This window comes from Nocardia otitidiscaviarum NBRC 14405 (genome assembly GCF_000308635.1).
Taxonomy (GTDB): domain Bacteria; phylum Actinomycetota; class Actinomycetes; order Mycobacteriales; family Mycobacteriaceae; genus Nocardia; species Nocardia otitidiscaviarum.
In genome coordinates this window covers 29,676-54,766 of the sequence record NZ_BAGD01000028.1, presented here as the reverse complement: position 1 = coordinate 54,766, position 25,091 = coordinate 29,676, and the positions used below count along the sequence as shown (strand labels likewise).

At 70.3% G+C, this 25,091-nt stretch carries 22 protein-coding genes and 1 pseudogene; 16 read left to right on the top strand and 7 right to left on the bottom strand.

The features are described from left to right. Nucleotides 1-732: 732 nt before the first annotated feature. A pseudogene (locus ON31_RS36165) lies at nt 733-1,441 on the bottom strand (DUF3027 domain-containing protein); the annotation flags it as partial. 47 nt (nt 1,442-1,488) lie between these two features. On the opposite strand from ON31_RS36165, the gene ON31_RS04170 reads away from it, so the two are divergent. The 3 genes from ON31_RS04170 (at nt 1,489) to ON31_RS04160 (ending at nt 4,852) form a co-directional block, all read left to right on the top strand. Further along, nucleotides 1,489-2,304: a glutaminyl-peptide cyclotransferase gene (locus ON31_RS04170; RefSeq protein WP_039809376.1), complete on the top strand. Its 816-nt coding sequence runs from the start codon at nt 1,489-1,491 to the stop codon at nt 2,302-2,304. A gap of 87 nt (nt 2,305-2,391) precedes the next feature. Then, the gene (locus ON31_RS04165; RefSeq protein ID WP_081592201.1) at nt 2,392-4,254 is read left to right on the top strand and encodes an MFS transporter; all 1,863 of its coding nucleotides are present in this window, start codon (nt 2,392-2,394) and stop codon (nt 4,252-4,254) included. A gap of 76 nt (nt 4,255-4,330) precedes the next feature. Then, a complete protein-coding gene (locus ON31_RS04160; RefSeq protein ID WP_255221976.1) occupies nt 4,331-4,852 on the top strand; it encodes a DUF2771 family protein in 522 nt (173 codons plus the stop codon). 149 nt (nt 4,853-5,001) lie between these two features. Here ON31_RS04160 and ON31_RS04155 read toward each other — a convergent pair whose 3' ends face one another. Beyond that, a complete protein-coding gene (locus ON31_RS04155; RefSeq protein ID WP_029930919.1) occupies nt 5,002-5,421 on the bottom strand; it encodes a cold-shock protein in 420 nt (139 codons plus the stop codon). A 179-nt stretch (nt 5,422-5,600) separates the two neighbouring features. On the opposite strand from ON31_RS04155, the gene ON31_RS04150 reads away from it, so the two are divergent. The 4 genes from ON31_RS04150 (at nt 5,601) to ON31_RS04135 (ending at nt 10,104) form a co-directional block, all read left to right on the top strand. After that, nucleotides 5,601-5,831, top strand: a complete 231-nt coding sequence (locus tag ON31_RS04150; protein ID WP_039809371.1) for a hypothetical protein — start codon at nt 5,601-5,603, stop codon at nt 5,829-5,831. A 422-nt stretch (nt 5,832-6,253) separates the two neighbouring features. Further along, a complete protein-coding gene (locus tag ON31_RS04145) occupies nt 6,254-6,877 on the top strand; it encodes a transglycosylase family protein (protein WP_029930917.1) in 624 nt (207 codons plus the stop codon). Between the two features lie 209 nt (nt 6,878-7,086). Continuing rightward, nucleotides 7,087-7,275, top strand: coding sequence for a hypothetical protein (locus ON31_RS04140; protein ID WP_029930916.1), 189 nt, complete (start codon nt 7,087-7,089; stop codon nt 7,273-7,275). Between the two features lie 555 nt (nt 7,276-7,830). Further along, the gene (locus ON31_RS04135; RefSeq protein WP_039809448.1) at nt 7,831-10,104 is read left to right on the top strand and encodes a helicase-associated domain-containing protein; all 2,274 of its coding nucleotides are present in this window, start codon (nt 7,831-7,833) and stop codon (nt 10,102-10,104) included. A 193-nt stretch (nt 10,105-10,297) separates the two neighbouring features. Here the strand turns inward: ON31_RS04135 and ON31_RS04130 are convergent, their stop codons facing one another. Beyond that, nucleotides 10,298-10,813 carry an LppU/SCO3897 family protein gene (locus ON31_RS04130; protein ID WP_039809368.1) on the bottom strand — a complete coding sequence of 172 codons (516 nt, stop codon included), beginning with the start codon at nt 10,811-10,813 and terminating at the stop codon, nt 10,298-10,300. 322 nt (nt 10,814-11,135) lie between these two features. Further along, nucleotides 11,136-12,743 (bottom strand): endoglycoceramidase I, encoded by a 1,608-nt coding sequence (locus ON31_RS04125; RefSeq protein ID WP_081592200.1) that lies wholly within the window; start codon nt 12,741-12,743, stop codon nt 11,136-11,138. Nucleotides 12,744-12,988: 245 nt separating this feature from the next. Between ON31_RS04125 and ON31_RS04120 the strand changes: the two genes are divergently transcribed. The 5 genes from ON31_RS04120 (at nt 12,989) to ON31_RS04100 (ending at nt 18,225) form a co-directional block, all read left to right on the top strand. After that, nucleotides 12,989-14,647, top strand: coding sequence for a DNA repair helicase XPB (locus ON31_RS04120; protein ID WP_029930912.1), 1,659 nt, complete (start codon nt 12,989-12,991; stop codon nt 14,645-14,647). A gap of 43 nt (nt 14,648-14,690) precedes the next feature. Further along, nucleotides 14,691-15,365 carry a DUF3239 domain-containing protein gene (locus ON31_RS04115; protein ID WP_039809366.1) on the top strand — a complete coding sequence of 225 codons (675 nt, stop codon included), beginning with the start codon at nt 14,691-14,693 and terminating at the stop codon, nt 15,363-15,365. Between the two features lie 44 nt (nt 15,366-15,409). Further along, nucleotides 15,410-16,048, top strand: coding sequence for a LysE family translocator (locus tag ON31_RS04110; RefSeq protein ID WP_029930910.1), 639 nt, complete (start codon nt 15,410-15,412; stop codon nt 16,046-16,048). 55 nt (nt 16,049-16,103) lie between these two features. Then, complete coding sequence (locus tag ON31_RS04105) at nt 16,104-17,513, top strand: M1 family metallopeptidase (RefSeq protein WP_306306410.1); 1,410 nt, start codon at nt 16,104-16,106, stop codon at nt 17,511-17,513. Nucleotides 17,514-17,580: 67 nt separating this feature from the next. Next, nucleotides 17,581-18,225: a LysE family translocator gene (locus ON31_RS04100; RefSeq protein WP_039809362.1), complete on the top strand. Its 645-nt coding sequence runs from the start codon at nt 17,581-17,583 to the stop codon at nt 18,223-18,225. An 84-nt stretch (nt 18,226-18,309) separates the two neighbouring features. Here ON31_RS04100 and ON31_RS04095 read toward each other — a convergent pair whose 3' ends face one another. Continuing rightward, complete coding sequence (locus ON31_RS04095; RefSeq protein ID WP_081592199.1) at nt 18,310-19,485, bottom strand: pyridoxal phosphate-dependent aminotransferase; 1,176 nt, start codon at nt 19,483-19,485, stop codon at nt 18,310-18,312. A gap of 174 nt (nt 19,486-19,659) precedes the next feature. On the opposite strand from ON31_RS04095, the gene ON31_RS04090 reads away from it, so the two are divergent. Then, a complete protein-coding gene (locus ON31_RS04090; protein WP_039809360.1) occupies nt 19,660-19,926 on the top strand; it encodes a hypothetical protein in 267 nt (88 codons plus the stop codon). Nucleotides 19,927-20,056: 130 nt separating this feature from the next. Here the strand turns inward: ON31_RS04090 and sigJ are convergent, their stop codons facing one another. Continuing rightward, nucleotides 20,057-20,983, bottom strand: a complete 927-nt coding sequence (gene sigJ / locus ON31_RS04085; protein WP_039809359.1) for an RNA polymerase sigma factor SigJ — start codon at nt 20,981-20,983, stop codon at nt 20,057-20,059. 28 nt (nt 20,984-21,011) lie between these two features. On the opposite strand from sigJ, the gene ON31_RS04080 reads away from it, so the two are divergent. From ON31_RS04080 to ON31_RS04065, 3 genes are all read left to right on the top strand, one after another. After that, nucleotides 21,012-21,599, top strand: a complete 588-nt coding sequence (locus ON31_RS04080; protein ID WP_039809442.1) for a GNAT family N-acetyltransferase — start codon at nt 21,012-21,014, stop codon at nt 21,597-21,599. A gap of 110 nt (nt 21,600-21,709) precedes the next feature. Next, a complete protein-coding gene (locus ON31_RS38500) occupies nt 21,710-22,945 on the top strand; it encodes a hypothetical protein (RefSeq protein WP_051036822.1) in 1,236 nt (411 codons plus the stop codon). A gap of 189 nt (nt 22,946-23,134) precedes the next feature. Then, on the top strand, nt 23,135-23,668 hold the full coding sequence (locus ON31_RS04065; RefSeq protein ID WP_039809357.1) for a class I SAM-dependent methyltransferase: 534 nt from the start codon (nt 23,135-23,137) through the stop codon (nt 23,666-23,668). 33 nt (nt 23,669-23,701) lie between these two features. On the opposite strand, the gene ON31_RS04060 is transcribed toward ON31_RS04065, so the two are convergent. Then, nucleotides 23,702-24,790 carry a 3-deoxy-7-phosphoheptulonate synthase gene (locus ON31_RS04060; protein ID WP_051036818.1) on the bottom strand — a complete coding sequence of 363 codons (1,089 nt, stop codon included), beginning with the start codon at nt 24,788-24,790 and terminating at the stop codon, nt 23,702-23,704. Between the last annotated feature and the right edge of the window lie 301 nt (nt 24,791-25,091).

Genomic DNA, 25,091 nt, shown 5'->3' with positions numbered 1-25,091 from the left:
TCGATCCCGGCGCGGATTCGCCGCCCTGCGGCTCCACGTTCACCGCGGCGACGCCCCAGGCATCGTCGTAGGGCCCGGCATCCGGGTCGTACAGATCGAACAGCGTGGCCTCACCGGAGTCCACCACCCCCGCCCCGGCCGCCGCGGCGACCGCCGGATCCGACGAGTAGGCCACCGGCGCACCGAACTCCCCACCCGGCACCTCGACGGGTGCGACCGCCTCGGCGGCCCCGTGGAACTCGACCACGTCGGTCGCGTCCGCGTCAGCCGCGGCGGCGACCATCCCGACGGGAGTCACCTCCGCCTCGGCCACGGCACCCGCCGCTCCGGAATCCGCAGCACCGGTCGTATCGACCACAGCCGCACTCGACTCCGCAACACCCGCCACGGTCGCCCGCGCCGCGGCGTCGGTGGGATCGGCCGACTCCCCGGCCGCGCCGGTCGACTCGACGCGCTCGCCGACCGTCCCCGTCGATTCGGTGGTGCCCTCGCGCTCCGCAACGGCCTCACCGGTCACGACAGCCTCGGCGGCATCGGCCGACGCCGTGGTGGCATCCGCGCGGTCCGGCGTCGGCGCGGCGGTGGCGTCCGCGACATCAGCGGCGGCAGGGGTGCCGTCGCTGGTCGCCGTTTCCTCGATGATGGTCGCCTGCTCGGCATCCTGGCCGGCGTCCGTCGGTTCCGGTACGCCGGCGGATGTGTTCGCCTCCTCCGGCCGACGCAGGTCGGCGGTGGGGATCACCTCGACGGCGGCGTCGTCGTAGGCCTCGTAGAGGGGGGAGCCGGAGCCGGTGGGGAGGACGGTGTCGGAGTGGGCGCCGCAGCCGTAGTCGACGTGCACCACGTGGCCGTCGGCGCCCATGGCGTTGGCGCAGACGCCGAAGGCGGCGCGCAGGGAACCGGCGAGCGGGACGTAGAAGCCGCAGAGGCCGCAGGTGGAGGGGGCGGCGCGGGCCATATCGGTGTCGGGGCCGAATTCGGAGTACCAGCGGTCGGCGGCTTCCTCGCGGCCTTCGCGGGACAGCACCTGGCTGCGGCCGAGTCCGAGTTCCAGGGCGACGTCGTCGACGACCGGATCGCCGGTGGCGAGATAGCCGGGGACCAGGCGCGGATCGTCGGCGGGCGGGGCCAGCAGATCGCCGGGGGCCAGATCGCCGGGGCGGATGCGCTGATCCCACGGAATGAAGTCGGGAGCCACCAGGGCATCGGGCCCGGGCAGCAGTGCGGACTCGCTCACGGTCGCGTGGTCGGCCTCCGGCGGCGCGGCCACCACGACCGCCCACTGCCAGCCGCCGTAGCCGGGCAGGGTGGCCTCGAAGTGATGGGTGGCCGAGGACTCGTCCTCCGCCGACACGCCGAGATGGACACCGACACCGGTCGGTTCCAGCTCCACGAGCGCGCGACGGGCCTGCTCGACCGCCTCCGCCAGGATCGGCCGCACACCGGACTCCGAAACAGGAACAGCGCTCACGTCCTACATTTTGCCGTATGGAGCGCAAACACCGTGCACCGGTGGTGACTGGCCTGTTCGGACGGCGCATCGCCGTGTTTCTGGCGGCGACGGCGCTGTTCGGAGCCGCAGCCGCGTGCGGTGCGGCGGAACCGGACGACGCGCCGCGGCTGCGCGCCGAGGTGGTGGCCACACGCCCGCACGATCCGGCCCTGTTCACCCAGGGCCTCGAGATCCACGACGGCGTGCTGTACGAGAGCACCGGCCTGCCCGGTGAATCCCTGGTCCGCACCAGCGACCTGGCCACCGGCGCCGAACACGCCCGCGCCGACCTGCCCGCACCGCTGTTCGGGGAGGGCATCACGCGGGCCGGTGACGTGCTGTGGCAGCTCACCTACACCGAGGGCGTCGCCATCGCCCGCGACGCCCGGACCCTGACCGAACTGCGCCGCACCGACTACGAGGGTGAGGGCTGGGGTCTGTGCACGCGCGGCGACCGCATCGTCATGAGCAATGGCACCGCCACCCTGACCTTCCGCGATCCGGAGACCTTCGCCCCCGTCGGCGAGGTCACCCTCGCCAGCCGCGGCGATACGCGGCTCAACGAACTCGACTGTGCGCCGGACGGTTCCGTCTACGCCAACGCCTGGCCCACCGACACCATCCTGCGCATCGACCCCGAGACCGGCACCGTGCTCGCCGTCATCGACGCGTCCGGGCTGCTGCCGCGCTCGGCCCGCACGCCGTCCAGCGATGTGCTCAACGGCATCGCCCACATCCCCGGCACCGACCGCTTCCTGCTCACCGGCAAGAAGTGGCCCACCTCCTTCGAGGTCCGCTTCGTCCCGGAGTGACGGTCCCGCCCACCGCATTCGCGCTGGTGGGCACGTCCGGGTGCGGCGGCCCGCGACGCCGTCGGTGGACACTGCAAGAATTGGGGCGTGACATCTCCTCGTGACCCTGACGCCGAGTCCGGGCGGTGGAGGGACGAGGAGTACCCGCTCATCGATCGGCACCCCGGGTACGACCACTATCCGCCGCCGAACACACCCGCGCGCACACCGCCGCCGGATGATCCGGACCTGCCGGAATTCCTGGCGCGCCGGGCCGACCGGTCGCGGGCGACGCGGCGCGGTGTCCCCGTGCCGCCGGACGAACCGCGCGGCGGCCCCCACTCCCCCGGCGAGCCGCGCGGCGGCATAGCGCCCACGCAGAGTTCCGCCCGGCGGACGCCGCCCGGCGCCGGGGCACTGCCCGCGACCGGAGCCTCGGAGCCCACCGCGCCCGATTCCGGCGACCTGCCGCCGACCGCCCCGTTCGCCGCCACCGATCCGGACCATCCGGAACGCACCCGTGCGATCACCAGTCCTGGCCTACAGAAGCCGCCGCGCAAGCTGACCGTCACCCGGGTTGCCGCGCGGCGCGGCATCGAGCTCACCAATCGCGGCTTCGCGACCTTCCAGCGCGCGGCCAAGGCCGACGGCGCGGAGGAGTCCGGGCTCACCGCGCTCGTCTACGCCACCATGGCCAATTTCGCCACCGACGCCGCCATCGCGGTGGCACTGGCGAATACGCTGTTCTTCGCCAGCGCCACCGCCGAGTCCAAGACGAAAGTGGCGCTGTACCTGCTGATCACGATCGCACCGTTCGCGGTGATCGCACCGCTCATCGGGCCCATGCTGGACCGGCTGCAACGGGGTCGCCGGATCGCGCTGGCGAGTTCGTTCGCGATACGCGTCGTGGTGGCGGTGTTGTTGATCTTCAATTACGACACCTGGGCGCTGTATCCGCTGGCGCTGTGCATGATGATCCTCAGCAAGTCGTTCTCCGTGCTGAAATCGGCGGTCACACCCAGGGTGCTGCCGCCGGGAATCGACCTGGTGCGCACCAACTCCCGGCTCACCGTCTTCGGCCTGGTGGGCGGCACGCTGGTGGCGGGCGGCATCACCGGCCTGATCGCCTCGGTGCTGCACACGCCGGGGGCGCTGGTGTTCGCGGCCGTGCTGGCGGGCGCGGGGTGCTATCTGAGCCTGCGGATTCCGTCGTGGGTGGAGGTCACCGAGGGCGAGGTGCCCGCGACCCTCGGCTATCACGGCGGCGACGCCCGCACCGAGGTACTCGATCCGAGTCAGGCGGCGAAGATCCAGCCGAGCAAGCGGCGCCAGCCCCTGGGCCGAGCGGTGGTGACCGGGCTCTGGGGCAATGGCACCATCCGCATCCTGACCGGATTCCTGACGTTCTACGTGGCGTTCGTCGCCAAGGCGACCGAGCATCGGCCGGTGCAGCAGGCCGCCATGCTCGGCGTGGTGGGGGCGGCGGCCGCCGTCGGCAATTTCACCGGCAATGCCACCGGGGCGCGCATGAGACTGGGCCGCCCGTCGCTCATCGTGCTCAGCTGCACCATCGCCTGTGTGACGGTCACGGTGCTGGCGGCGATCCTGGGCAATCTGATCGGCGCGGCGGTGGCGGCGCTGGTGGCGGCGGGGGCCAGCGCGCTGGCCAAGGTGTCGTTGGACGCCTCCATCCAGGACGATCTGCCGCCGGAGTCCATCGCCTCAGGTTTCGGCCGTTCGGAGACGGTGCTGCAACTGTCGTGGGTGCTGGGCGGCGCGGCGGGTGTGCTGCTGCCGACCGAGTACTGGAAGGGTTTTCTGGTGGTCACGGCGATCATGGCACTCGGTCTGGTGCAGACCGTGGTCAGCTACCGTGGTCATTCGCTGCTGCCCGGTTTGGGCGGCAACCGACCTCAGCACGCGAAACAGGAGACCTCCCGCACGCACGGCGCGGGGGAACCCGCCACATGACGGACAGGAAGCACCGGTGAGCAAACCGAACGCCCGCACGATCCTCGCCCTCGTCGCAGCGGCGCTGCTCGTATTCGTGGCCGCCGTCGCGACGGTGGTGGCGCTCGCGGTGCGCAACGCCGACGAGCCGAAGCCGACCCTGACCGCCTATGCGCACGGCAAGGCGATCACCGTCGATCCGTATATGTTGTGCAACGTTCGGATGGAGGATTGCCGAGTCCTGCCGGCGGACCCGGCCGACCGGCTCTCCGCGGACTTGGGACTGACTTGCCCCGGCGAAGACGACTGCCGCACCGGCACATTCGCGAATCTCGATGTGCCCGGCGGTTACCCGCTGCAACTGTCTTTTCCGTCGCGGTTCACCGACGCGCCCTGGCTGGTCCGCGCGTACTACCTGCTGCCCGACGGGTCGGAGGACCGTGAGGACATCCCTTGGCTGGACCACGACAAGGGCACCGTCGCGATCACCGTGCCGTCTTCGCCGGAGCGGAAACTGGTCGGCGTGGTCGTACAGCTGCTGATCAATGCCCGGGACATCGACACGGGTGCGGAGATCGCGATCCCGCACGCCGAGTGGTCGATTCTCACTGCCGCCTGACCGCCACACGGACACTGATTAGGCGGCGGCCGCCGAGACCATTCGCCGGTCGGATAGTCGGCCGCGTCACTGCCGGAGCCGACCGAGGCCCGAAGGTGCCCCGGTGACGAAACCGCAACCGGGGCACTGCCTTTGATTCGACCAGCCGGTCAGTGATCGAGTTCGCGGGCGACCCCGCGCACGACCTCGGCGATGCGCTGGGCCATCTTGCGATCGGGGTAGCGGCCGCGCTGGAGGTCGGGCTGCACCTTCATCTCCAGCAGCTTGATCATGTCCTCGACGAGACCGTGCAGTTCGTCGGGAGTCTTTCGCGGAGCGGCGGGTTCGGCATTGCGGCGCTCGCCGCGCCCCTGGCCGCGCACGGACGGGGTCTCCAGCAGCTTGAGGCTCAGGGCCTGGGGGCCGCGCCGACCCGCCGCCATGCCGAATTCCACCCGCTGGCCGGGCTTGAGGGCCTCTACGCCCTCCGGCAATGCGGACGACCGGACATAGACGTCCTCACCCTCATCCTGGGAAAGGAAGCCGAAGCCCTTTTCGACGTCGTACCACTTCACCTTGCCGGTCGGCACTGCGCTCACCCGTTCGTTGTTCGGATGCCCGGCCTCCCGGGCACAACTCGTTGTCGGACCAGACGTCCGCAACCTATCCACTTGCGAAAGAACGCGCCCCACACAGGTATGAGGGACGCGAATGCTTCGAGTCTACCCCGGTGTGAATAGCCCGAGCACATCAGTTTTATGGTCTCGAGGTGTCCGACACCTCCTCGAACTCGACCCCGCGCAGGTCCGGGACCTGGCTGCTGCATACCGCGATCGTCCTGTTCGCCATTGGATTGCTGGCGATCATCGGCATTTTCGGCTGGGCGATTCTCGCCGATTCGGAGCCGGGGCTCTGGCTCTATCTCCTCGCCATGTGCGCACCGCTCGGTTTTCTGTGCGGAGTGGTGTTCGCGCTCTGGTCCGGTCGGCGCGCGCGATAAACCCGCCGGGGGTACCCGCGGACACGCGGATTGCCCATTCCGTTACTCGGCTACACATGTGATCTTCATCACATAACGAGCCGATAACGGCGCGGTGACAGGAGTCTCTCGGGCCAGACACGCCGTGACCACCAGCACAGACGGGTCTGCGGAAGCCCTTGTGCCGGATCGCCACTCGATCAGACCCGCCGGTTACCAAATAGTGATTTTTCGCGGCGGTAGTCGTAGTGTCTCTCGCTAGCCGGGTCAGCCCGGCGCCACCGGCCCGCCGCACCGAACCTCACCCCGCGGGTACGGACCCCCACACGGAACCAGGGGTGAGGGCGAGGAACAGCGCGCACCAGCGCGCCGGGACGGACGACCTCTCAGTTCGCCCCCGGTAGTCGGCCTCGCAGGAGCGTACGAGAGGAAACGACCCGAACATGAGTGGACGCCATCGCAAGCCGACCAACACCGGCCGCACCGTCGCCAAGGTCGCCGTCACCGGCGCCATGATCAGCGGCGCCGGAGTGGCCCTGGCGGGCAACGCCAGCGCGGCTCCCGACTCCGATTGGGATCGCCTCGCACAGTGTGAAGCAGGCGGCAACTGGTCGATCAACACCGGCAACGGGTACCACGGCGGCCTGCAGTTCTCGCCCAGCACGTGGCGCGCCCACGGCGGCGGCGAATTCGCCCCCAATGCCTACCAGGCCAGCCGCGAAGAGCAGATCGTCGTCGCCGAGCGCGTGCTCGCGACCCAGGGCTGGGGCGCCTGGCCCTCCTGCTCCTCCAGCCTCGGCCTGAGCAGCGCTCCGACGCCGCGCAGCGCCCCGGCCGAGGAGACCCCGCGCTGGAACCCCGGCGCCGCGCCGCAGACCCAGGCCGCCGACAGCAGCCAGCAGGTCTTCCAGGCCGTCGACCGCGCCTTCGAGGTCGCCCAGCAGAACGGCATCAACATCCCGCAGGAGGCGCGTGCCTTCGTCGACGCGGCCAAGAGCGGTGGCGTCAAGCTCGATCCCGCGGTGGTGGACTTCTTCGAGGCCAACAAGAACCTGCTTCCGCAGTAATCCCTGTCGCGTACGGCCGAGCCCCGCATCATCAATGGCGATGCGGGGCTTCGCTGTGCCGAGAACACGCCCGACATCCCCCGGAGCCGGGCCGCCGCGGTCGGGCGACCCGTGCCGCCGCACCGCGTTTGCCGGAAAAGCGCCGTCCCCGTCGGAATATCCGGGTGCCGGGGCAGGCGGCCCCACCCTCCCCATGCCAGAATGAGCCCGTGGTGAACAAATCGAAGAAACCGTATGTCGACAATGGCTGGCCGGAAGTGCCGAGCGGTGAGCATGCCGTGACCGAACTGTCGTCGACTCGTTCCGGCAACCTCTCCCCCTACGGCGAGGACACCGAGTTTCCGCTTCCGGTCGATCAGCTGCCGTACGTGCACCCGCACACGGTCATCAACCGCTGACGACGCTTCACCCCATGCGGTTCGTGGCGCGACACCTCGCGCGGTGGCCGTCGCACCCCGGATTCGGCGCGACGGCCATCGAAACGTGCCCCGCCACCCGTACCGGCCGGTCGTCCTGCAACCGCGCCCCGCTGGTCCGCCGTGACCGATAGCGGCCCCGCCCACGCCGAGTTCGCCGACGGCGCAGCGGCTTCCGCACCGTCCGGCGGCGCCTCACCGGATGCGGTCGGTGATCCGCGCTCGGCACCACCGGTGGGCGACAGCGCGCCGACCACAGCGGCGGCCGAATCCAACGTCGTGGACGACGCGGATGATCCGGGTTCGGCATCCGAGAGCGCCGCGAGCGGTGCGAGTACCCCACCCGGTGCGGACGCGCCCGCCACCACGGCCGCAGCAACCGCGCCTGTCGTCGATTCCTCCGGGAGCGGCCCGGCGGCTGCGGGTGCGGGTGCGGCCGACCGGCGGTCCGGAGCCGCCACGTCGGAGACGAAGGCCGCTGGGCGCGGCAGGGCGACCGGCGCGAAGGGCCGCAAGGCCGCCGCCGAGGCCGCCTCGCTGACGGAGTGGCTGGCGGCCCGGTCGGACGACGAGTTGGTTCAGCTGTTGCAGCTACGGCCGGATCTGGCTGTGCCGCTGCCCGGTTCGATGGCCGTACTGGCGGCGCGGACCGAACAACGGGCCTCCGTGCTGCGGGCCACCGACGAACTGGACACGCTCGATTTCGCGGTGATCGAGACCCTGGCGGTGCACGGAGCGGCCGACGCCCGTACGCCCGTCGCCATGCCCAGAACGCGTCTGCACGAGCTGTTGGGCGATCGGGTGGGCAAGAAGGCGATCAACGCCGCCGTGGACCGGCTGCGGGCGCGAGCACTGGTCTGGGGCTCGGACAAGGCGCTGCGGCTCACCCCCGCCGCCCAGGAGGCGCTGCCGTGGCCGCTGGGCAGCACCACGGAGATTCCCGACGCCCTCACCGCGACCGAGATCGACTCCGCGCTGGGCGAACTCACCGCCCAGGAACGCGCGCTGCTCGACAAGCTCGCCACCACCGGCCCGCGCGGCCGCACCCGCGATGCCGCGCCGGGCACGTCCGCCGATCGCCCGGTACAGCGACTGCTGGCACGCCGACTGCTGAACTGGATCGACGCGGAGACCGTCGAACTGCCGCCCATGGTCGGCCAGGTGCTGCGGCGCGAACCCACCACCGATCCGCACGCGCTCACCCCACCGCAGCCCGCGACCACCCGACTCACCGCCGCCGACGTGAACGCGGCCGCCGCAGGCGAGGTCGGTGAACTGCTGCGGCACAGTGCGGAACTGCTGGAATCACTCGGGCGCACACCGGCTCCCGTGTTGCGCTCGGGTGGGCTGGGGGTGCGCGAAACGCGGCGTATCGCCAAACAGACCGGCATCGACGAGTCGCGCCTCGGCCTGCTGGCCGAGGTGCTCACGGCGGCCCGCCTCGTGGACCGCGGCATTCCCGAGCCCGCGGCGGACAGCGACCTCGAGGACCACTGGGCACCCACCACCACCGCCGACGCCTGGGCCGCCGCCGCGCCCGCCAAACGCTGGGTGGTGCTCGCCCGCGCCTGGCTGGAGCTGGACCGCTTCCCGTGGATGATCGGCCTGCGCGACGCCAATGACAAACCCCTGGCCGCGCTGTCGGCCGAGCTGCGTACCCTGCACGCCGTTCGCGATCGCCGCGCCATCCTCGACCTGTTGGGCGAATTCCCTTCCGGCACAGCGGTGTCGGCGGCGGAGCTGAGCCGGGTGCTGGCCTGGCGGCAGCCGCGCTGGCGGCGGCACTTCCGCACCGACGCGGTGGCGAGCACCCTGGCCGAGGCACAGGCGCTGGGACTGGTGGCGCACGGCGCGCTCACCTCCGCGGGCCGAGCCCTGCTGCACGGCAACGAATCCGGTCCCGCCGATGCCGAGGCCGCGATGGCGGCGGCGCTGCCGGAACCGGTGGACCACGTCCTGGTGCAGGCGGATCTGACGGTCATCGCGCCCGGACCGCTCACACCCGAACTCCAGGACCGCATCTCCCTGGTCGCCGAGGTGGAATCCGCCGGTGCCGCAACGGTGTACCGCATCAGCGACACGTCCGTGCGGCGCGCCCTGGACGCCGGAGCCACCGCCGCGGAACTCCACAATCTGTTCACCACGCACTCGCGCACCCCGGTTCCGCAGTCGCTGACCTACCTCATCGACGATGTGGCGCGCCGCCACGGCCGGCTGCGGGTCGGGATGGCGCAATCCTTCGTGCGCAGCGAGGATCCGGCGCTGCTGGCCGAGGTGCTGGCCGCCCCGGTGGCCGGACAGCTGGCGCTGCGAGCCGTCGCGCCCACGGTGGCGATCTCCCAGGCGCCGCTGGGCGAGGTGCTGGAGCAGTTGCGGGCGGCGGGTTTCAGCCCGGCCGGTGAGGATTCCTCCGGGGCCGTCGTGGATCTGCGGCCGCGCGGCATCCGCGTCGCCCCGCGCCCGAATGCGCGGCCGGTGTACCGTCCGAACCCACCGAGCCCGGAGCAACTACGCTCGCTGGTGGGCGAGCTGCGCGCGGGAGAGCTTGCGGCACAGGCGCGTTCGGGTCAGGCGGTGCGTTCGGACGGCACCCGCACCAGCACCGCCGCCACCCTCGCACTGCTGCAATTGGCCGCCCGGGTCCACCGCCCGGTGCACATCGGCTATGTGGACGCCCAAGGCGTGGCGACGCAGCGGGTGGTGGAGCCGGTCAAGGTGGGCGGCGGCCAACTCGACGCCCTGGACACGGTGACCGGCACGGTGCGCACCTTCACGCTGCACCGCATCGCCTCGGTGGCCCTGGTCGACTGAATCACGATGGCTCCGGTCGGCACCGGCCGCGATGACTCCGGTCGTCACGGTTGCGATGGCCCCGATCGGCTGGTCCTGCGCGGTCGGGGGGCCGCGGCCGGACTTCGCGACGCCGGGTGCACGGCATGACTCCGGCGCCGGATACGGATCGGCCCGCCGCACCCGGGATGCGGCGGGCCGATCCGGTCCCCGGTCAGCTCTTCGGGCTGCCCAGGCAGAAGGTCATCTTGGGATCCGGGACGATGCGGTAGCCGATGGCCGCGGTATCACAGAGGAACTCGTCGGTCTGTCCGTCGATGCGCTTGGTCACCTTGAACGACGCTTCCGGAGCGGAGCAGTCCACGCTCTTGTATCCGGTGGTGGGGCTCTCGTTGTAGCAGGCGCCCTCCTTGAAGTTGGGGGCCAGGCACAGGAACGCGGTGGTGCCGCCGTTCAGGGTCTCCTCGTAGGAGGTGTACTCCTCCTTACACTCGGTCTTGGTGTCGTGGACGTCCATGACCTTGTAGACGGCCTTCTCGGAGGAGCAGTCGACCGGCTCCGTCTCGGAGTCGACCGCGGACCCGGAGATGACATTGATGCAGTCGCCGACCTGCGCCTTCGCGGTGTCGGACTTGCTGGCTTCTTGGAACATCGAGCATCCGGCCAGCGCGGCGACCGCCACGAGAGCCAGCACGAGGCGCGCGATAAGCCTCGTTGGTGCGAACTTCACCTGCGAAAACCTTTCTCACCGAACCGTTCACGGCCGCCGTGAACGGCCTGAGGTTACCCGCAGGCGACCGGCGACCGCATCAGTCCCGCGATGGAGCGGCGAATCAGTAGTAGTACATCCCACCGCCACGCATGCCCAGCAGCGACAGGTTGAGGATCATGGGTAGGAAGTTGTTGAGCAACTGCAGGCTGAAGTAGTTCACAAGTGTTCCCTCTCAATTATCTGGGCACATGACCAGCTATGGGTCCCGCGCCCTTGTGTCGCGCCGAATCGCCGTCCCGTTACAGACCGGCACGCCCCGGGTTTCCGGGGCGGCGCAGCCTCAACTCGACCCCGCGGAGCCGGTGGCCGCCGAGCCCGGCCCCGCCGACCCCGAATCGCCCGAACCCGTTCCGGCGGAACCGGACTCGATCGAACCACCACTCGCCGATCCGGTGCCGACCGGCCCCTCCGGCACGGTCTCGCCCGTCGAATCGGGCCGGCTGACGTACACCGAGACCGGCGTACTCGCGTCGGCGACCACCGTCACCACCCGCGCCCCCGGAGCCGAGGTGACCGTGCCGCCCTCCACCCGCACCCGGTACCCGTCCGGATAGTGCAGGTCCGATACGTAGATCTCGGTCGGCCCGGCGGCGGGGCGCGGGGTGTAGCGGTAGGCGAAGTCGCCGTCGGCGGGATCGAAGACCATCCGGCCGGGCACGCCCGCGGTGGCACGGGGGTAGGTGCGCACGAGTTCGCGGCCGAGCTCGCCGTGGAAGGGATCGGGGCGCGGACCGCCCGCCCCGAAGCGGGAGGCGTAGTGCCAGTACATCCAGCCGATGAAGCGCTCGTCGGCGCGCACCAGCGTATTGCGCAGCACGGTGGCGTCACCGTCGCCGAACTCGGTCACCAGCGCGGGTATCCCGGTGCGGCGGGTGAAGGCGTCGATATTGCCCCAGGTCTTGTCCTGCTGCACCCCGCACAGTGCCCGCAGGCCCGCGGGCAGCCCCAGATAGATGGCCAACTGGCTGGGAATGCAGTAGTCGTGCGGCGCGAAGCCGATATCGGGCGCGGTGATGGGCGGATTCCTCCCCAGATTGGTGGGCATGGTCTCGTTCCAGGTCACATTGGGTTCCCAGAAGATCATCAGATCGGCGGCGCGGGCACGCACCGCATCGGTCAGCCGCTGCATGGCCGCTTGGTAGACGGCGTCGAAGCCGGGACAGCCGTCGGGGAAGCAGGACAGGAAGGCCGAACCCGGCCACGGCTCGTTCATGAGCTCGATCCCGAGCATGCCCGGCCGCTCCGCCAACCGCGCGGCCAGCGCGCCGAGTGCGACGCCGAGCTGGTCCAGCACCCCATTGTCGTTGTGCCACACCTCATCCCAGCCGCGATTCATACTGGGCATCAGATAGTAGAGCGGGAAGCCCGGATTCGGCTCCAGCGCGCCGGGCCGGGAGCGCAGCGACCATTCGGGAAAGCCGTTGCCGCCCCAGATCTTCGACAGTCCGTCCTGGTGATTGTCGATCAGCGTGTAGATGCCGCGCGCAGCGAGGAGGTCCACCACCGCGGCGACCCGGTCCAGGTACGCGGTGTCGACGACGCCCCGGGTGGGCATGAGGCCGTCGAAGGCGACGCCGAGCCGGACCACGTTGAATCCGTGCCGGGCGAGCAGTTCCGCGTCCTCGGCGGTCAGGGTGAAGCCGTCCCCGAGTTCGATGTAGGGGGCGTCCTTGTCCACATTGTTGACGCCGTGCAGCAGCACGGTGCGCCCCGCCTCGTCGACGAACCGACCGTCCTCGACGTGAATATCCGGCAACGCGGTCGGCGCTGCCGCCCCCGGTGCCGCCACCAGCAGCGCCGCCCCGACCACCGTCGCGGCGAGGCCCGCTACCCAGCGCCCGCGCCGTCGCCGTCCGCCCGCGTCGTCCCCCGCTCCGACCCCGCGCATCGAATCACCCGCTGTCCGTCGACTCCCATTAGCTGGACGTACGTCCAAATGGGGTGTGATCTTAGCCATCGAAACTGGGGTCTCGAGGGCTTTCCGACGAATGAACTTCACCCGGTCACACCGCGATTCTCACAGCGCCGACCCGCCACCGGGGAAGAACACGCACGCGGGGCCCGGCGCGGTGTCGGGGGCTTCGGGAAGAATGGTCGACGGCCCGGGTGGGCGGGCCCGATCCAGGAGGTGGCATGACCGACGGTCCATTGATCGTGCAGAGCGACAAGACGCTGCTGCTGGAGGTCGACCACGAGTCGGCCGACGCGGCGCGGCAGGCGATCGCGCCGTTCGCCGAGCTCGAACGCGCGCCCGAGCATGTGCACACCTATCGGATCACACCGCTGGCGCTGTGGAACGCGCGAGCGGCCGGACACGACGCCGAGCAGGTGGTGGACGCGCTCGTCACCTATTCGCGGTACGCGGTGCCGCAGCCGCTGCTGGTGGACATCGTCGACACCATGGCCCGCTACGGACGGCTGCAACTGGTGAAGCATCCGGCGCACGGGCTCACGCTGGTGTCGCTGGATCGCGCGGTGCTGGAAGAAGTGCTGCGGCACAAGAAGATCGCGCCCATGCTCGGCGCCCGCCTCGATGACGACACCGTGATCGTGCATCCCTCCGAACGCGGCCACATCAAGCAGGCGCTGCTGAAGATCGGCTGGCCCGCCGAGGATCTGGCCGGGTACGTGGACGGCGAGGCGCACCCCATCGACCTCGACTTCGAATCCGGCGGCTGGCACCTGCGCGACTACCAGGAGATGGCCGCCGACTCCTTCTGGGCGGGCGGTTCCGGCGTGGTGGTGCTGCCCTGCGGCGCGGGCAAGACCATGGTGGGCGCGGCGGCCATGGCCAAGGCCAAGGCGACCACCCTGATCCTGGTCACCAATACCGTGGCCGGGCGGCAGTGGCGGCGTGAACTGCTGGCCCGCACCTCGCTCACCGAGGACGAGATCGGCGAGTACTCCGGCGAGCGCAAGGAGATCCGCCCGGTCACCATCGCCACCTATCAGGTGATCACCCGCAAGACCAAGGGCGAGTACCGGCACCTCGAACTCTTCGACAGCCGGGACTGGGGCCTGGTGATCTACGACGAGGTGCACCTGCTGCCCGCGCCCGTCTTCCGCATGACCGCCGATCTGCAGTCGCGGCGGCGGCTGGGCCTGACCGCGACCCTGGTGCGCGAGGACGGCCGCGAGGGCGACGTCTTCTCCCTCATCGGCCCCAAGCGCTACGACGCGCCGTGGAAGGACATCGAGGCGCAGGGCTGGATCGCCCCCGCCGACTGCGTCGAGGTGCGGGTGACGCTCACCGACGCCGAGCGCATGGCCTACGCCACCGCCGAACCCGAGGAGCGCTACAAGCTGTGCTCCACCGCCCGCACCAAACTCGCCGTGGTGGAATCGATTCTGGCGCAGCATCGCGACGCGCCGAGCCTGGTCATCGGGGCCTATCTGGATCAACTCGAGGAACTGGGCGAACATCTGAACGCACCCGTGATCCAGGGCTCCACCCGCACCAAGGAGCGGGAGGCCCTGTTCGAGTCGTTCCGGCAGGGCGAGATCCCGGTGCTGGTGGTCTCGAAGGTCGCCAATTTCTCCATCGACCTCCCGGAAGCGTCGGTGGCGGTGCAGGTTTCGGGCACCTTCGGCTCACGGCAGGAGGAGGCGCAACGGCTGGGCCGCCTGCTGCGACCGAAACAGGACGGCGGGCAGGCGCACTTCTACTCCGTGGTCGCCCGGGACACCCTGGACGCCGAATACGCGGCGCACCGACAGCGTTTCCTGGCCGAGCAGGGGTACGCCTATCGCATCACGGATGCGGACGACCTACTGGGTCCGGCGATAGGATAAAAATGGAGCGGCAGCCTCCATAAAAGGGCGGGAGGGAACCGACGTGCGACGGCGCTTCGAATTCACGGTCGATCGTGAGCATGCCCGAACGGTCAACGAGGTCGCCGCCTACCTGCGGCGGATTCGGGTGCTCGCCATCGCGGCGTCGGTCGTGCTCGGCGTGGGGACCGGCTACCTCATCTGGCTCGACCACCCGTGGTCCTACCTGCTCGCCGTCGCCTTCGCCCTGGGCTCGGCGACCGCGCTGTTCGTGGGACTGTGGACCCCGCATCGCGCCCGCATCGACAAGCTCTACGCCACCGGCGCGCTCGTCCCCGCGGTCGTCTCGGAGAGCACCGCCAAGGGCACCACCCTGCTGGCCCTGGTGGATCTGGCCAAGCCCACCGCCGACGGTCCGCGCTACGCGCTGGTCACCCGCACGGTCCGCAGCCTGCCCGGCCACCGGATCCGCGCCGGGGAGCGGGTGCCCTCGGTGACCGTGCGCATCGACCGCGCCCCCGCCTCCGTGGGCGAGCTGTGGCATGCGGTGACCATGATGCCCATCGCCTGGGGCACCCGGGATCTCAATATCATCGAGCGCGCCCGCACCACCATCCACGAGGTGGAATGGCAGCTGCTCACCGACAATCTGGACCTGGCCGCCAAGGTGCGCCGGGTCGACGCCAAACGACTGCTCATCGATCCGCAGCAGCTGCCGGACGAACTACGCGGGACCTGATATTCCGTGGACCGGAGATAGGTGCACACGCATAGACTAGGCCGATGATCCCTGCCGCAAATCTGCTGGCCTTTCTCGTCGCGGCCACCGTTCTGATCGTAATCCCCGGTCCCGGTGTACTTTTCGTCATCGGACGCGCCCTCGCCAACGGACGGCGGGCGGCCCTGCTGTCGGTGCTCGGCCATTCGGTCGGGGTGCTGCTGGTCCTCCTGTGCGTCGCCGCCGGGCTGGGCGCCCTGGTCGCCGCGTCCGCGGTCGCGCTGACCATCGTGAAGGTGGTCGGCGCCCTCTACCTGATGTACCTCGGCATCCAGGCCATCCGCGACCGCAAGTCACTGCGGGAAGCGCTGCGGGCCGACGTGGAGCCGGCGCATCGGAACAAGATGCTGCGCCAGGCGTTCCTCGTCGGGGTCAGCAATCCCAAGGCCATCATCTTCTTCTCGGCGGTGCTGCCGCAGTTCGTCGATCCGGCGAGCGGGGCGATACCGCTGCAAATGCTGATTCTGGGCCTGGCCTTCCTGCTCATCGCCCTGGTCTCGGACAGCGCGTGGGCGCTGCTCGCCGGGACGGCGCGCAGCTGGTTCGCCCGCTCGCCCAAGCGGCTGGAGGCGGTCGGCGGCGCGGGCGGCGTCATGATCTTCGGGCTGGGTGCGAGCGTGGCGGTGTCGGGCACCAGCCACTGACACGCGGCGGTTAGCATCGGCTGATCGGCAAGGGATGCCGGAAAGGGGCGGCTCGGTGACTTCTCGCAGGTGGTGGCGGTACGCGGTGGCGAGTGTCGCGTTGGCGTCGGCCGCCTCGGCCGCTCCCGCGCAGGCGCAGCCGGTCGATCCGCTGGCGGGTGCGCCCGGGCTCGGTGACCCCTACTACCCGTTGGACGGCAACGGCGGCTACGACGCCACCCATTACGACGTCGCGATCGACTACGACCCGCCCACCCGGCACCTGACCGGTTCGGCCCGGGTGCATGCCCGGGCCACCCAGGCGCTGCGCACCTTCAATCTGGACTATGCCGGTCCGGAGGTGGCGACGGTGACGGTGAACGATCTGCCCGCCCGGTTCGACCGCACCGACGAACACGAACTCGTCGTCACCCCGCTGCTGCCGCTGCTGCCCGGCCTGCCGTTCACGGTCGAGGTCGACTACGCGGGGCCGGTGGGCGCGGACGAGAACTCCGGCTGGTACGTCTCCCCCAGCGGCGGGGCCTTCGTCGCGGGCGAGCCGCATTCGGCCACCAGCTGGTACCCGCTCAACGACACACCAACGGACAAGGCGACTTTCACGCTGACCGCCACGGTGCCGCAGGAGTGGGAGGTCATGTCCAACGGCGCCAAGACCACCGATACGGTGACCGACGGTCGCCGGACCACACGGTGGGAGTCGCGGCATCCGGTGATCGGCTACCTCACCACCGTCGCCATCGACCGCTTCGAATTCCTGGAGCAGCGCCGCGCCGACGGCACCCCGCTGCTGAGCGCGTTCGCACCGGATGCCTTGGACGCCAAGGAGAACGAGCTGCGGCTGCCGGAGATTCTCGACTTCGGCGAGGAACTGTACGGGCCCTACCCCTTCGATGTGGCGGGCGGCATCTACGTCGACACCGACCTGGAGTTCTCGCTCGAAACCCAGACCCGGCCCATCTACGCGCCGTGGACGGATCTGCAGACCGTGGTGCACGAGATCGCTCACCAGTGGTGGGGAGATTCCATGTCGGTGCGGCAGTGGTCGGACATCTGCCTGAACGAATGCTTCGCCAGCTACACCGCCGACTATCTGTGGCCGGAGCGCAAGGAGGGCAGGGACGTCGACGCGGAGTACCGCGACACCCTGGCCGAGTTCTACGACAATCCCAAGTTCTGGCAGATCAAACTCCAGGATCCGGGCGTGGGGTACGAGTTCACCTCCGTCTACTACCGCGGCCCGCTGTTCCTGCACGCCCTGCGCCGCACCCTCGGCGACGACGTGTTCTTCTCCGCCATCCGGGATTTCGTGGTCGGGCACGCCTACGGCAACGCGTCCATGCCGGAGTTCCGCGAATTCGTGCGGTCCCGCACGAGCTACGATCTGACCGGGTTCTTCACCGCCTGGCTGGACCGCGAGGAACCGCCCGCCGACGAATACCTGTATCCGGGCACGCTGCGGTCGTGAACGGCCGGGCCAGTGGTTGCCGACTGGCCCGCGACAGCAGGCCCACGGGCCGGGGAGTATCGACCGCATGATCGAGGCGACGGCGATACTGGGCGTGGCGGCCGCGGCGCTGGGGTTGGTGCTCACCCCGGGACCGAACATGATGTACCTCGTCTCCCGCACGGTGTCGCAGGGACGCCGGGCCGGATTCGTCTCGTTGGCGGGCGTCGCGGTCGGCTTCGCGTGCTATCTGGGCGCGGCGACGGCCGGAATCACCGCGGTCTTCGCGGTGGTGCCCGGCCTGTATCTGACGATCAAGTTCGCCGGGGCCGCCTATCTGGCCTGGCTGGCCTGGAAGGTGCTGCGCCCCGGCGGCATCTCGGCGTTCACCCCCGACGCGCTGCCCGCCGATCCGACGCGGCGGCTGTTCGCCATGGGATTGGTGACGAATCTGCTCAATCCCAAGATCGCGATCATGTACATGGCGCTGATCCCGCAGTTCGTGACGCCCGAGCACGGGCGGGTGTGGTTGCAGAGCCTGTGCCTGGGCGCGGTGCAGATCGCCATCGCCCTGGCCGTGAACGGTCTGATCGTGCTGGGCGCGGGGGCGGTCGCGGGCTTCCTGAACGGGCGGCCGCTGTGGCAGCGGGTGCAGCGGTGGGTGACCGGGACCATGCTGGGCGCGATGGCCGCCCTGCTCGCCGCCGACCGGGCGCGGCCGGTGCCCGCCTGATCCGAGGCCGCGCACCGGGCGCCACCCGGCGGGGCCGGGGCGGACGACCCACACGGCCGACCGTTTCCGGCCGTGCCGACCGGGTCAGCCCACCTGGACACCGGCGCGCAGCCGCCGCACCCCCTCCTCCAGGGTCTCGTCCCGCTTGCAGAAGGCGAAGCGCACCAGATGGTTCCAGGCGGCGCGGTCGTCGGCGAATACGCTCACCGGCACGGCGACCACCCCGAGACGTGCGGGCAGCTCACGGCAGAACGCCAGGGCGTCGGTCGCGCCCAGCGGGGTGATGTCGGCGCAGACGAAATACGTTCCGTCACTGCACTTCACCGCGAACCCGGCCTCGGCCAGTGCGGACGAGAGCCGAAGCCGCTTGTCCGCCAGCGAATCCCGCAGGTCGGCTACCCACCGCTGTTCGTGCTCGATGGCGTGTGCGACGGCGGGCTGGAAGGGGCCGCCGCCGACGAAGGTGAGGAACTGCTTGGCGGCCAGCACGCCGTCCAGCAGCGGGGCGGGAGCGCAGGCCCAGCCGATCTTCCAGCCGGTGACGCTGAACGTCTTGGCGGCGCTGGAGATCACGACCGTGCGCTCGAACATGCCCGGCAGCGTGGCGATGCTGATGTGCTCGTGCCCGTCGAAGGCCAGATGCTCGTACGCCTCGTCGGCCATGACGATGAGGTCGTGTTCGACGGCGAGTTCGGCGATGGCGGTGAGGTCCGCGCGGCCGAGCACCGTGCCGGTGGGATTGTGCGGCGAATTCACCAGCAGCATGCGGGTTTCGGGGGTGATGGCGGCACGCAGGCTGTCCAGGTCCAGCGCGAAGCCGTCGCCGTCGGGAACCAGCCGGGCGGTGCGGCGCTTGGCCCCGGCGAGGGCGACCGCGGCGGCGTAGGAGTCGTAGTACGGCTCGATGAGCACCACCTCGCGCCCCGGCTCCACCAGGCCGAGGATGGTGGCCGCGATGGCCTCGGTGGCGCCGACGGTGACCAGCACCTGGCTGTCGGGGTCGTAGGCGGTGCCGTAGCGGCGGGCGCGATCGGCGGCGATGGCTCGGCGCAGCACGGGCATGCCGCGCCCCGGCGGGTACTGGTTCAGACCGTCGGCGATGCACTGCCGCGCCACCTCGAGCATGCCGGCGGGACCGTCGCTGTCCGGAAACCCCTGACCGAGGTTGATCGCGCCGTGGCGGACGGCGAGTTCGGTCATCTCGGCGAAGATGGTGGCTCCGAAGGGGCGGAGGCGTTCGACGGTGGGAACGTAGGGCATGTCCGGAGAGTAACCCACCGGGCGAAATGGTTGCGAAGCGATAGCGAATGCCTATGTTTCACTTTTGAAATAGCTTGTCTACCAGCGTGATTGTGCATTGACCCAATGGCGGCTAGCCTCCCCGTGTTCCATCTCACACCCACCCTCGCCGGTGGATCAACGAAAGGGGCGCACATGGCCTCCTTCATCGACCTGCTGTTACAACCCGTCGCGGTCGTCGATCATGCCCACCACATCGCCAACCAGCTCATCGGCTGGGCCACCGGGTCGACCACCCCGGACTGGAGCACCGGATCGAGCTTCCCGCCCTCCGGCTCCGGCGGGAACTCCGGCTCCGGAACCGGATCCGGGATCGGCAACTGCACACCCACCGGATCGGTGAGCCTGTCCGGCGGCATGGAATGCGAGAGCGGTTCCGCGGTGCAGACACCGCCGAACTGACCGAATCCGGTGTGCGGCAGGACCGTCGGGGGTGTGCCGCCCACTCGGATGTGGACGGCGCGGTCGCGCGCAATCGCGACCGCGCCGTCGCGCCGTCTTCGGTTCGCCGGATGCCGGTTCGCCGAATACCTCAGCGCGACAGGCGAATGCCGGACAGCTTGGCCGGATTCGCGAGATCGTAGATACCCCAGATCTTTCCGTCGGCCACCGTGAAGCCGTACACCCGGCGCGGATTGCCCGAATGGTTCTCCCCCGGTTCCCGCTCGTGCACCAGCACACCCAGCTGACCGTTGACGAGCACCGGCTCGAACATACCGCTGGCGAAGGCGGCCGGATCGTCGAATCCGAGCTTGCGGCGCAGTCCCAGGAACAGCCGGGCGACCCTGTCCGCACCGGTGACCACATTGATGGCGGTGGCGGTGGTGCCGCCCGCGTCGCCGATGGTGCGGGCGTCCGGATGCAACACCGCCACCACCCGGTCCAGGTCGCCGGAGTACATGGCCTCGATGAGCCGCTGCACGACGGCCTCGTGCTCGGGATCGGGAACCGGCTCCGGGCTGCGCGCCGCGGCCTTGCGCGCCCGCGCGGCGAGCTGCCGGGCGGCGTCGGTGGAAATGTCCAGGATATCGGCGATCTCGTCGAACGGCACCGAAAAGGCGTCGTGCAGAACGAAAGCCACGCGCTGCGGCGGAGTGAGGTTGTCCAGCACGATCATCGCCGCGAAGCGGGCGTCCTGCTTGCGGACCACCGCGGCCAGCGGATCGGGGGTGCTGGAGGGGTTCGGTGCGGTCACGACCGGCTCCGGAAGCCACTGTCCCACATAGGTTTCCCGGCGCACTGCGGCGCTGCGCAGGCGATCCAGGCAGATGCGGCTGACCACGGTGGTGAGCCAGGCGCGCAGATCCTCGATCTCGTACTGGGGCGTGGTGGCCAGGCGCAGCCAGCTCTCCTGCACCGCGTCCTCGGCGTCGGTGACGCTGCCGGTCAGCCGATAGGCCACCGCGAGCAGGTGCGATCGATGGGATTCGAACAAATCGGCGAGCAGTGCGGCAACCACCGTGGTGATCCTATGCCAGCATGAGGCGATGGACCCGAGCACCCTGTCGAACGGAACGGTCTGGCTCACGCCGCCCACGGTGTACGACATCGACGCCATCACCACCTGCTGTCAGGAGCCGTCCATCGGGGAATGGACCACCATGCCGGTGCCCTACCTGCGCGAACACGCCGAGGGCTTCGTGACCGACATCGTGATTCCCGGATGGGCCGCGCGCAGCCCCACCTGGGCGGTGCGGACAGCGGCGGACGGGCCGGTGGTGGGCATGATCGGCCTGCACCCCACCATCCGTCCGCAGGACGAGACCGCCGAGATCGGCTACTGGCTCTGCCCCGCCGTCCGCGGTCGCGGCCTCATGACCCAGGCCGTGGACCTGGCCTGCACCGCCGCCTTCGCCCCCACACCCTTCGGCTACGGCCGCCTCGAATGGCGCGCCATGGTGGGCAACCACCCCTCCGCCGCCGTGGTCCGCCGCACCGGCTTCCGCTACGAGGGCATCCTGCGCGGCGGCATGGTGCAGCGCGGCATCCGCCGCGATATCTGGATCGCGGGCCGCCTCGCCACCGACCCACCCGGCCCGGCCCCGGCCTGGCCCGCCGAATTCGACCGCCGCTGAACCCTCGCCCGGTGTGAGCGGACGTCGCGTGTGCTCGCGGGCGGGGCCGAGGAACCTCGAACGCTCGGCGGTGGCCGAAATGTCGGGCGTGCGCTCGTAGGCTGGGGGGCATGACGCTCGAGGAGGTTGCGGGCGAGCTGTACGGCCTCGCCCCTGCGGAGTTCGTCGCGGCGCGCGACGAGCGGGTGCGGCGGGCGCGCGAGGCCGGGGATCGGGCGCTGGCCGGTGCCATCGGCAAGCTGCGGCGGCCGACGGTGGCGGCGTGGGCGGTGAATGTGCTGGCCCGGGAGGCGACGGACGAGGTGACGGCGCTGCTGGCGCTCGGGGACGCGCTGCGGGAGGCGCAGCGGAAGCTGTCGGGCGAGGCGTTGCGGGCGCTCACCACCCAGCGCCAGCAGGTGGTGAACGCGCTGACCCGGAAGGCGGGCGAACTGGCGGCCGCCCACGACCAGAAGTTGAGCGAGGCGACCCTCCGTGAGATCGGCCAGACCCTGCACGCCGCCCTCGCCGACCCCGACGTCGCGGCAGCGGTCCGCACCGGCACCCTCACCACCGCCACCAGCTACGAGGGCTTCGGCCCCGCCACCCTCTCCGCCGTCCCCACCCACGAATCCCCCTCCACCACCGACACTTCCACCCGCGCGGGCGCGCCTCGTGCACACGCCGCCGACGGCCCGGCGCACCCGACGACGGGCGCAGCGGCACCACGCGACCGGGCGGAGGGAGCCGGAGAGTCCGGCAGCAGGACCGCCGACGGCAAGTGGTCCGCCGGAGACGATACGGGCGGTGCGGCAGGAGATTCCGGCGGTGACAACAGACCCGACGGCGCGCGCGGACGCGGTCGCGCCGCGAGGTCCGGCGGCACGGCCGAGTCCGGCAGCACCGCGACATCGGGCGACACAGGAACGTCCGACAGCACCGCGACATCCGACAGCGCGACATCCGACGGTGCGAAGTCCGACGGCGGGAAACCCGGCAGCGCGAAGTCCGGCGGCGGGAAGTCCGGCAGTGCGGCACGGGCGCGGGAGGAGCGGCGCAGGGCGGCCGAGGAGGAGGCGCTGGCCGCCGCCCGGCAGGAGGCCGCCGATGCCCTCGCGGCGCTCGAATCCGCCCGCGCCGCCCGCGATTCCGCCCAAGCCGACCGCGACCGCGTCACCGCCGACCTCACCGCCGTCGAGGACCGCATCGCCGCCCTGCGCGCCGACCTCTCGCACGCCGAATCCGAGCGCCGCTTCACCGTAGCCGCCAACCGCACCGCCCAGGAGGCCCTGAACAAGGCCCAACGCCACCTCGACCACGTCGAACGCTGGGCGGAGAAGGCCCGAGCCCGCCTGTCGCCGCACTGAGTTCACCGCAACCTCGATCGGACCACCGCCAATCCGGCTGGCACCATATTCGGCATGGTGAAGACCACCGTGCACCTGCGAACACGCTGGTGGGCCGAGTGACCGACGGCTGGCGGGATCGGCCATGCTGTGGGCTGCGCTGGCGTGAACCCGGGGCGCGGATCGCGGGCTCGGGCGTAGATTGCGGATATGGCGGGCACGGCGCGGTTCGAATGGGTTGTCGAGACGATGGGCATCCGCGCGAGCGACCGGATTCTGGAGGTGGGCGCGGGTTCGAGCGCGTCGGTCGCCTATCTGGCGGAGCCGTTGACGACGGGTCGAGTCGTGGCCATCGACCGGTCCGCCACCGCCATCGCGCGATCCAGGAAAAAGCATGCCGCACTGGTCGATGCGGGCCGGGTGCGGCTACTTCACCTGGCCTTGGAGGAACTGCGCCCCGAAGATGTCCGGGACGGCGACACCGGTTTCGACAAGGTGCTCGCGGTCAATGTGAATCTCTTCTGGACCCGGGATCCGACGCCGGAGCTCGCCCTCATCCGCGAGCTGCTGAACCCGGGCGGTGCCCTGTACCTGGTGTACGGCTACGGCGAACCCGGAGCAGGCACCTCGAGCAGCCCGAAACCGTTGCCGGGCAAGCTGTCCGAGCACCTGAGGGGCGCGGGTTTCGAGGTCCGAACCCGCGCCTCAGGCGATCTCCTCGGTATTGTCGCCACCCCGGCGTGAGCGAATTCAGCCGCGTCGCGCGGCTGCAACAACTCAGCCGCGTCGTGCGGCGACCGCCTCGGCCAGCCGGTCGAGCTGCGCGGCGGTGGTGTCCCAGTCCAGGCAGGCGTCGGTGATGGACTGTCCGTAGGCCAGGTCGTCGGCGCGGCCGAGGGTGAGGTCCTGGCGACCGGCGAGCAGGAAGCTCTCCATCATGACGCCGACCGTGCTGGTCTCCCCCGCCGCGATGCGTGCGGCGATATCGGTGACCACGTCGACCTGCCGGTTGTGGTCCTTGTTGCTGTTGCCGTGGCTGGCGTCGATCACCACGCGCTGCGGCAGCGACGACTTCTCCAGGCGCAGGCATGCCTCGGCCACGGAGGCCGCGTCGTAGTTGGTGCCGTTGCTGCCGCCGCGCAGGATCACGTGGCAGTCCAGGTTGCCCGCGGTGCGGATGAGCGCCGAACGCCCCTCCAGATCGGTGCCGGGGAATACGTGGCTGGCGGCGGCGGCGCGCACGCCGTCCACGGCCACCTGCACGTCGCCGTCGGTGCCGTTCTTGATGCCGACGGGCATGGACAGCGCGCTGGAGAGCTGGCGGTGCACCTGGCTGGCCGCGGTGCGCGCGCCGATCGCGCCGTAGGCGACCAGGTCGGCGATGTACTGCGGGGTGATGGGGTCGAGGAATTCGCAGGCCACCGGGAGCCCGAGCGCGGTGATGTCGACCAGCAGGCGACGGCCCAGATCCAGCCCGGTGTTGATATCGAAGGTGCCGTCCAGGTGCGGGTCGTTGATCAGGCCCTTCCAGCCCAGGGTGGTGCGCGGCTTCTCGAAGTAGACGCGCATCACGATGTGCAGCCGGTCCCCGAGTTCGGCGGCTTTGGCCGCCAACCGGCGTGCGTAGTCGAGGGCGGCATCGGGATCGTGCACCGAACACGGGCCGACGATGACCATCAGGCGGTCGTCGTCGCCATTGAGCACGTCGACGGTGGCCTTGCGGCCCGCGCGCACGGTATCGGCGAGCGCGTCGTCGATGGGATGGGTGCGACGGATGTCGGCGGGCGAGCGAAGGGGGCTCACGCTGAGGGTGCGCTGATCGTCCAGATCGGCATGCCTGGAGTCGATGGCGGCGGCGAGAGTCATGATTCGTGGGTTCCTTTTCTCAGGCCGACCCACGGAGATTCGCGATGAGATTCCCTCGGAGCCGGTCTGTGTTCATCCGGCTCGGGGTGGGAGGAGGTCAGCGCAGGTTCACGCCGCTCGGCCCACCCGGGGCCGGCTGGCTAAACCAGAAATACACGCGCTGCATGGCGGCGACAGTACCAGAAGCCACGGAAAATGCGTGTGGCCGCTGACACATTCACGATAAGCATCTCACTATTCGGGATGACGTTCCATTGTCCGAACCAGCCTATCGAGCGTCCGCGAACGCCGCGCGAACGTG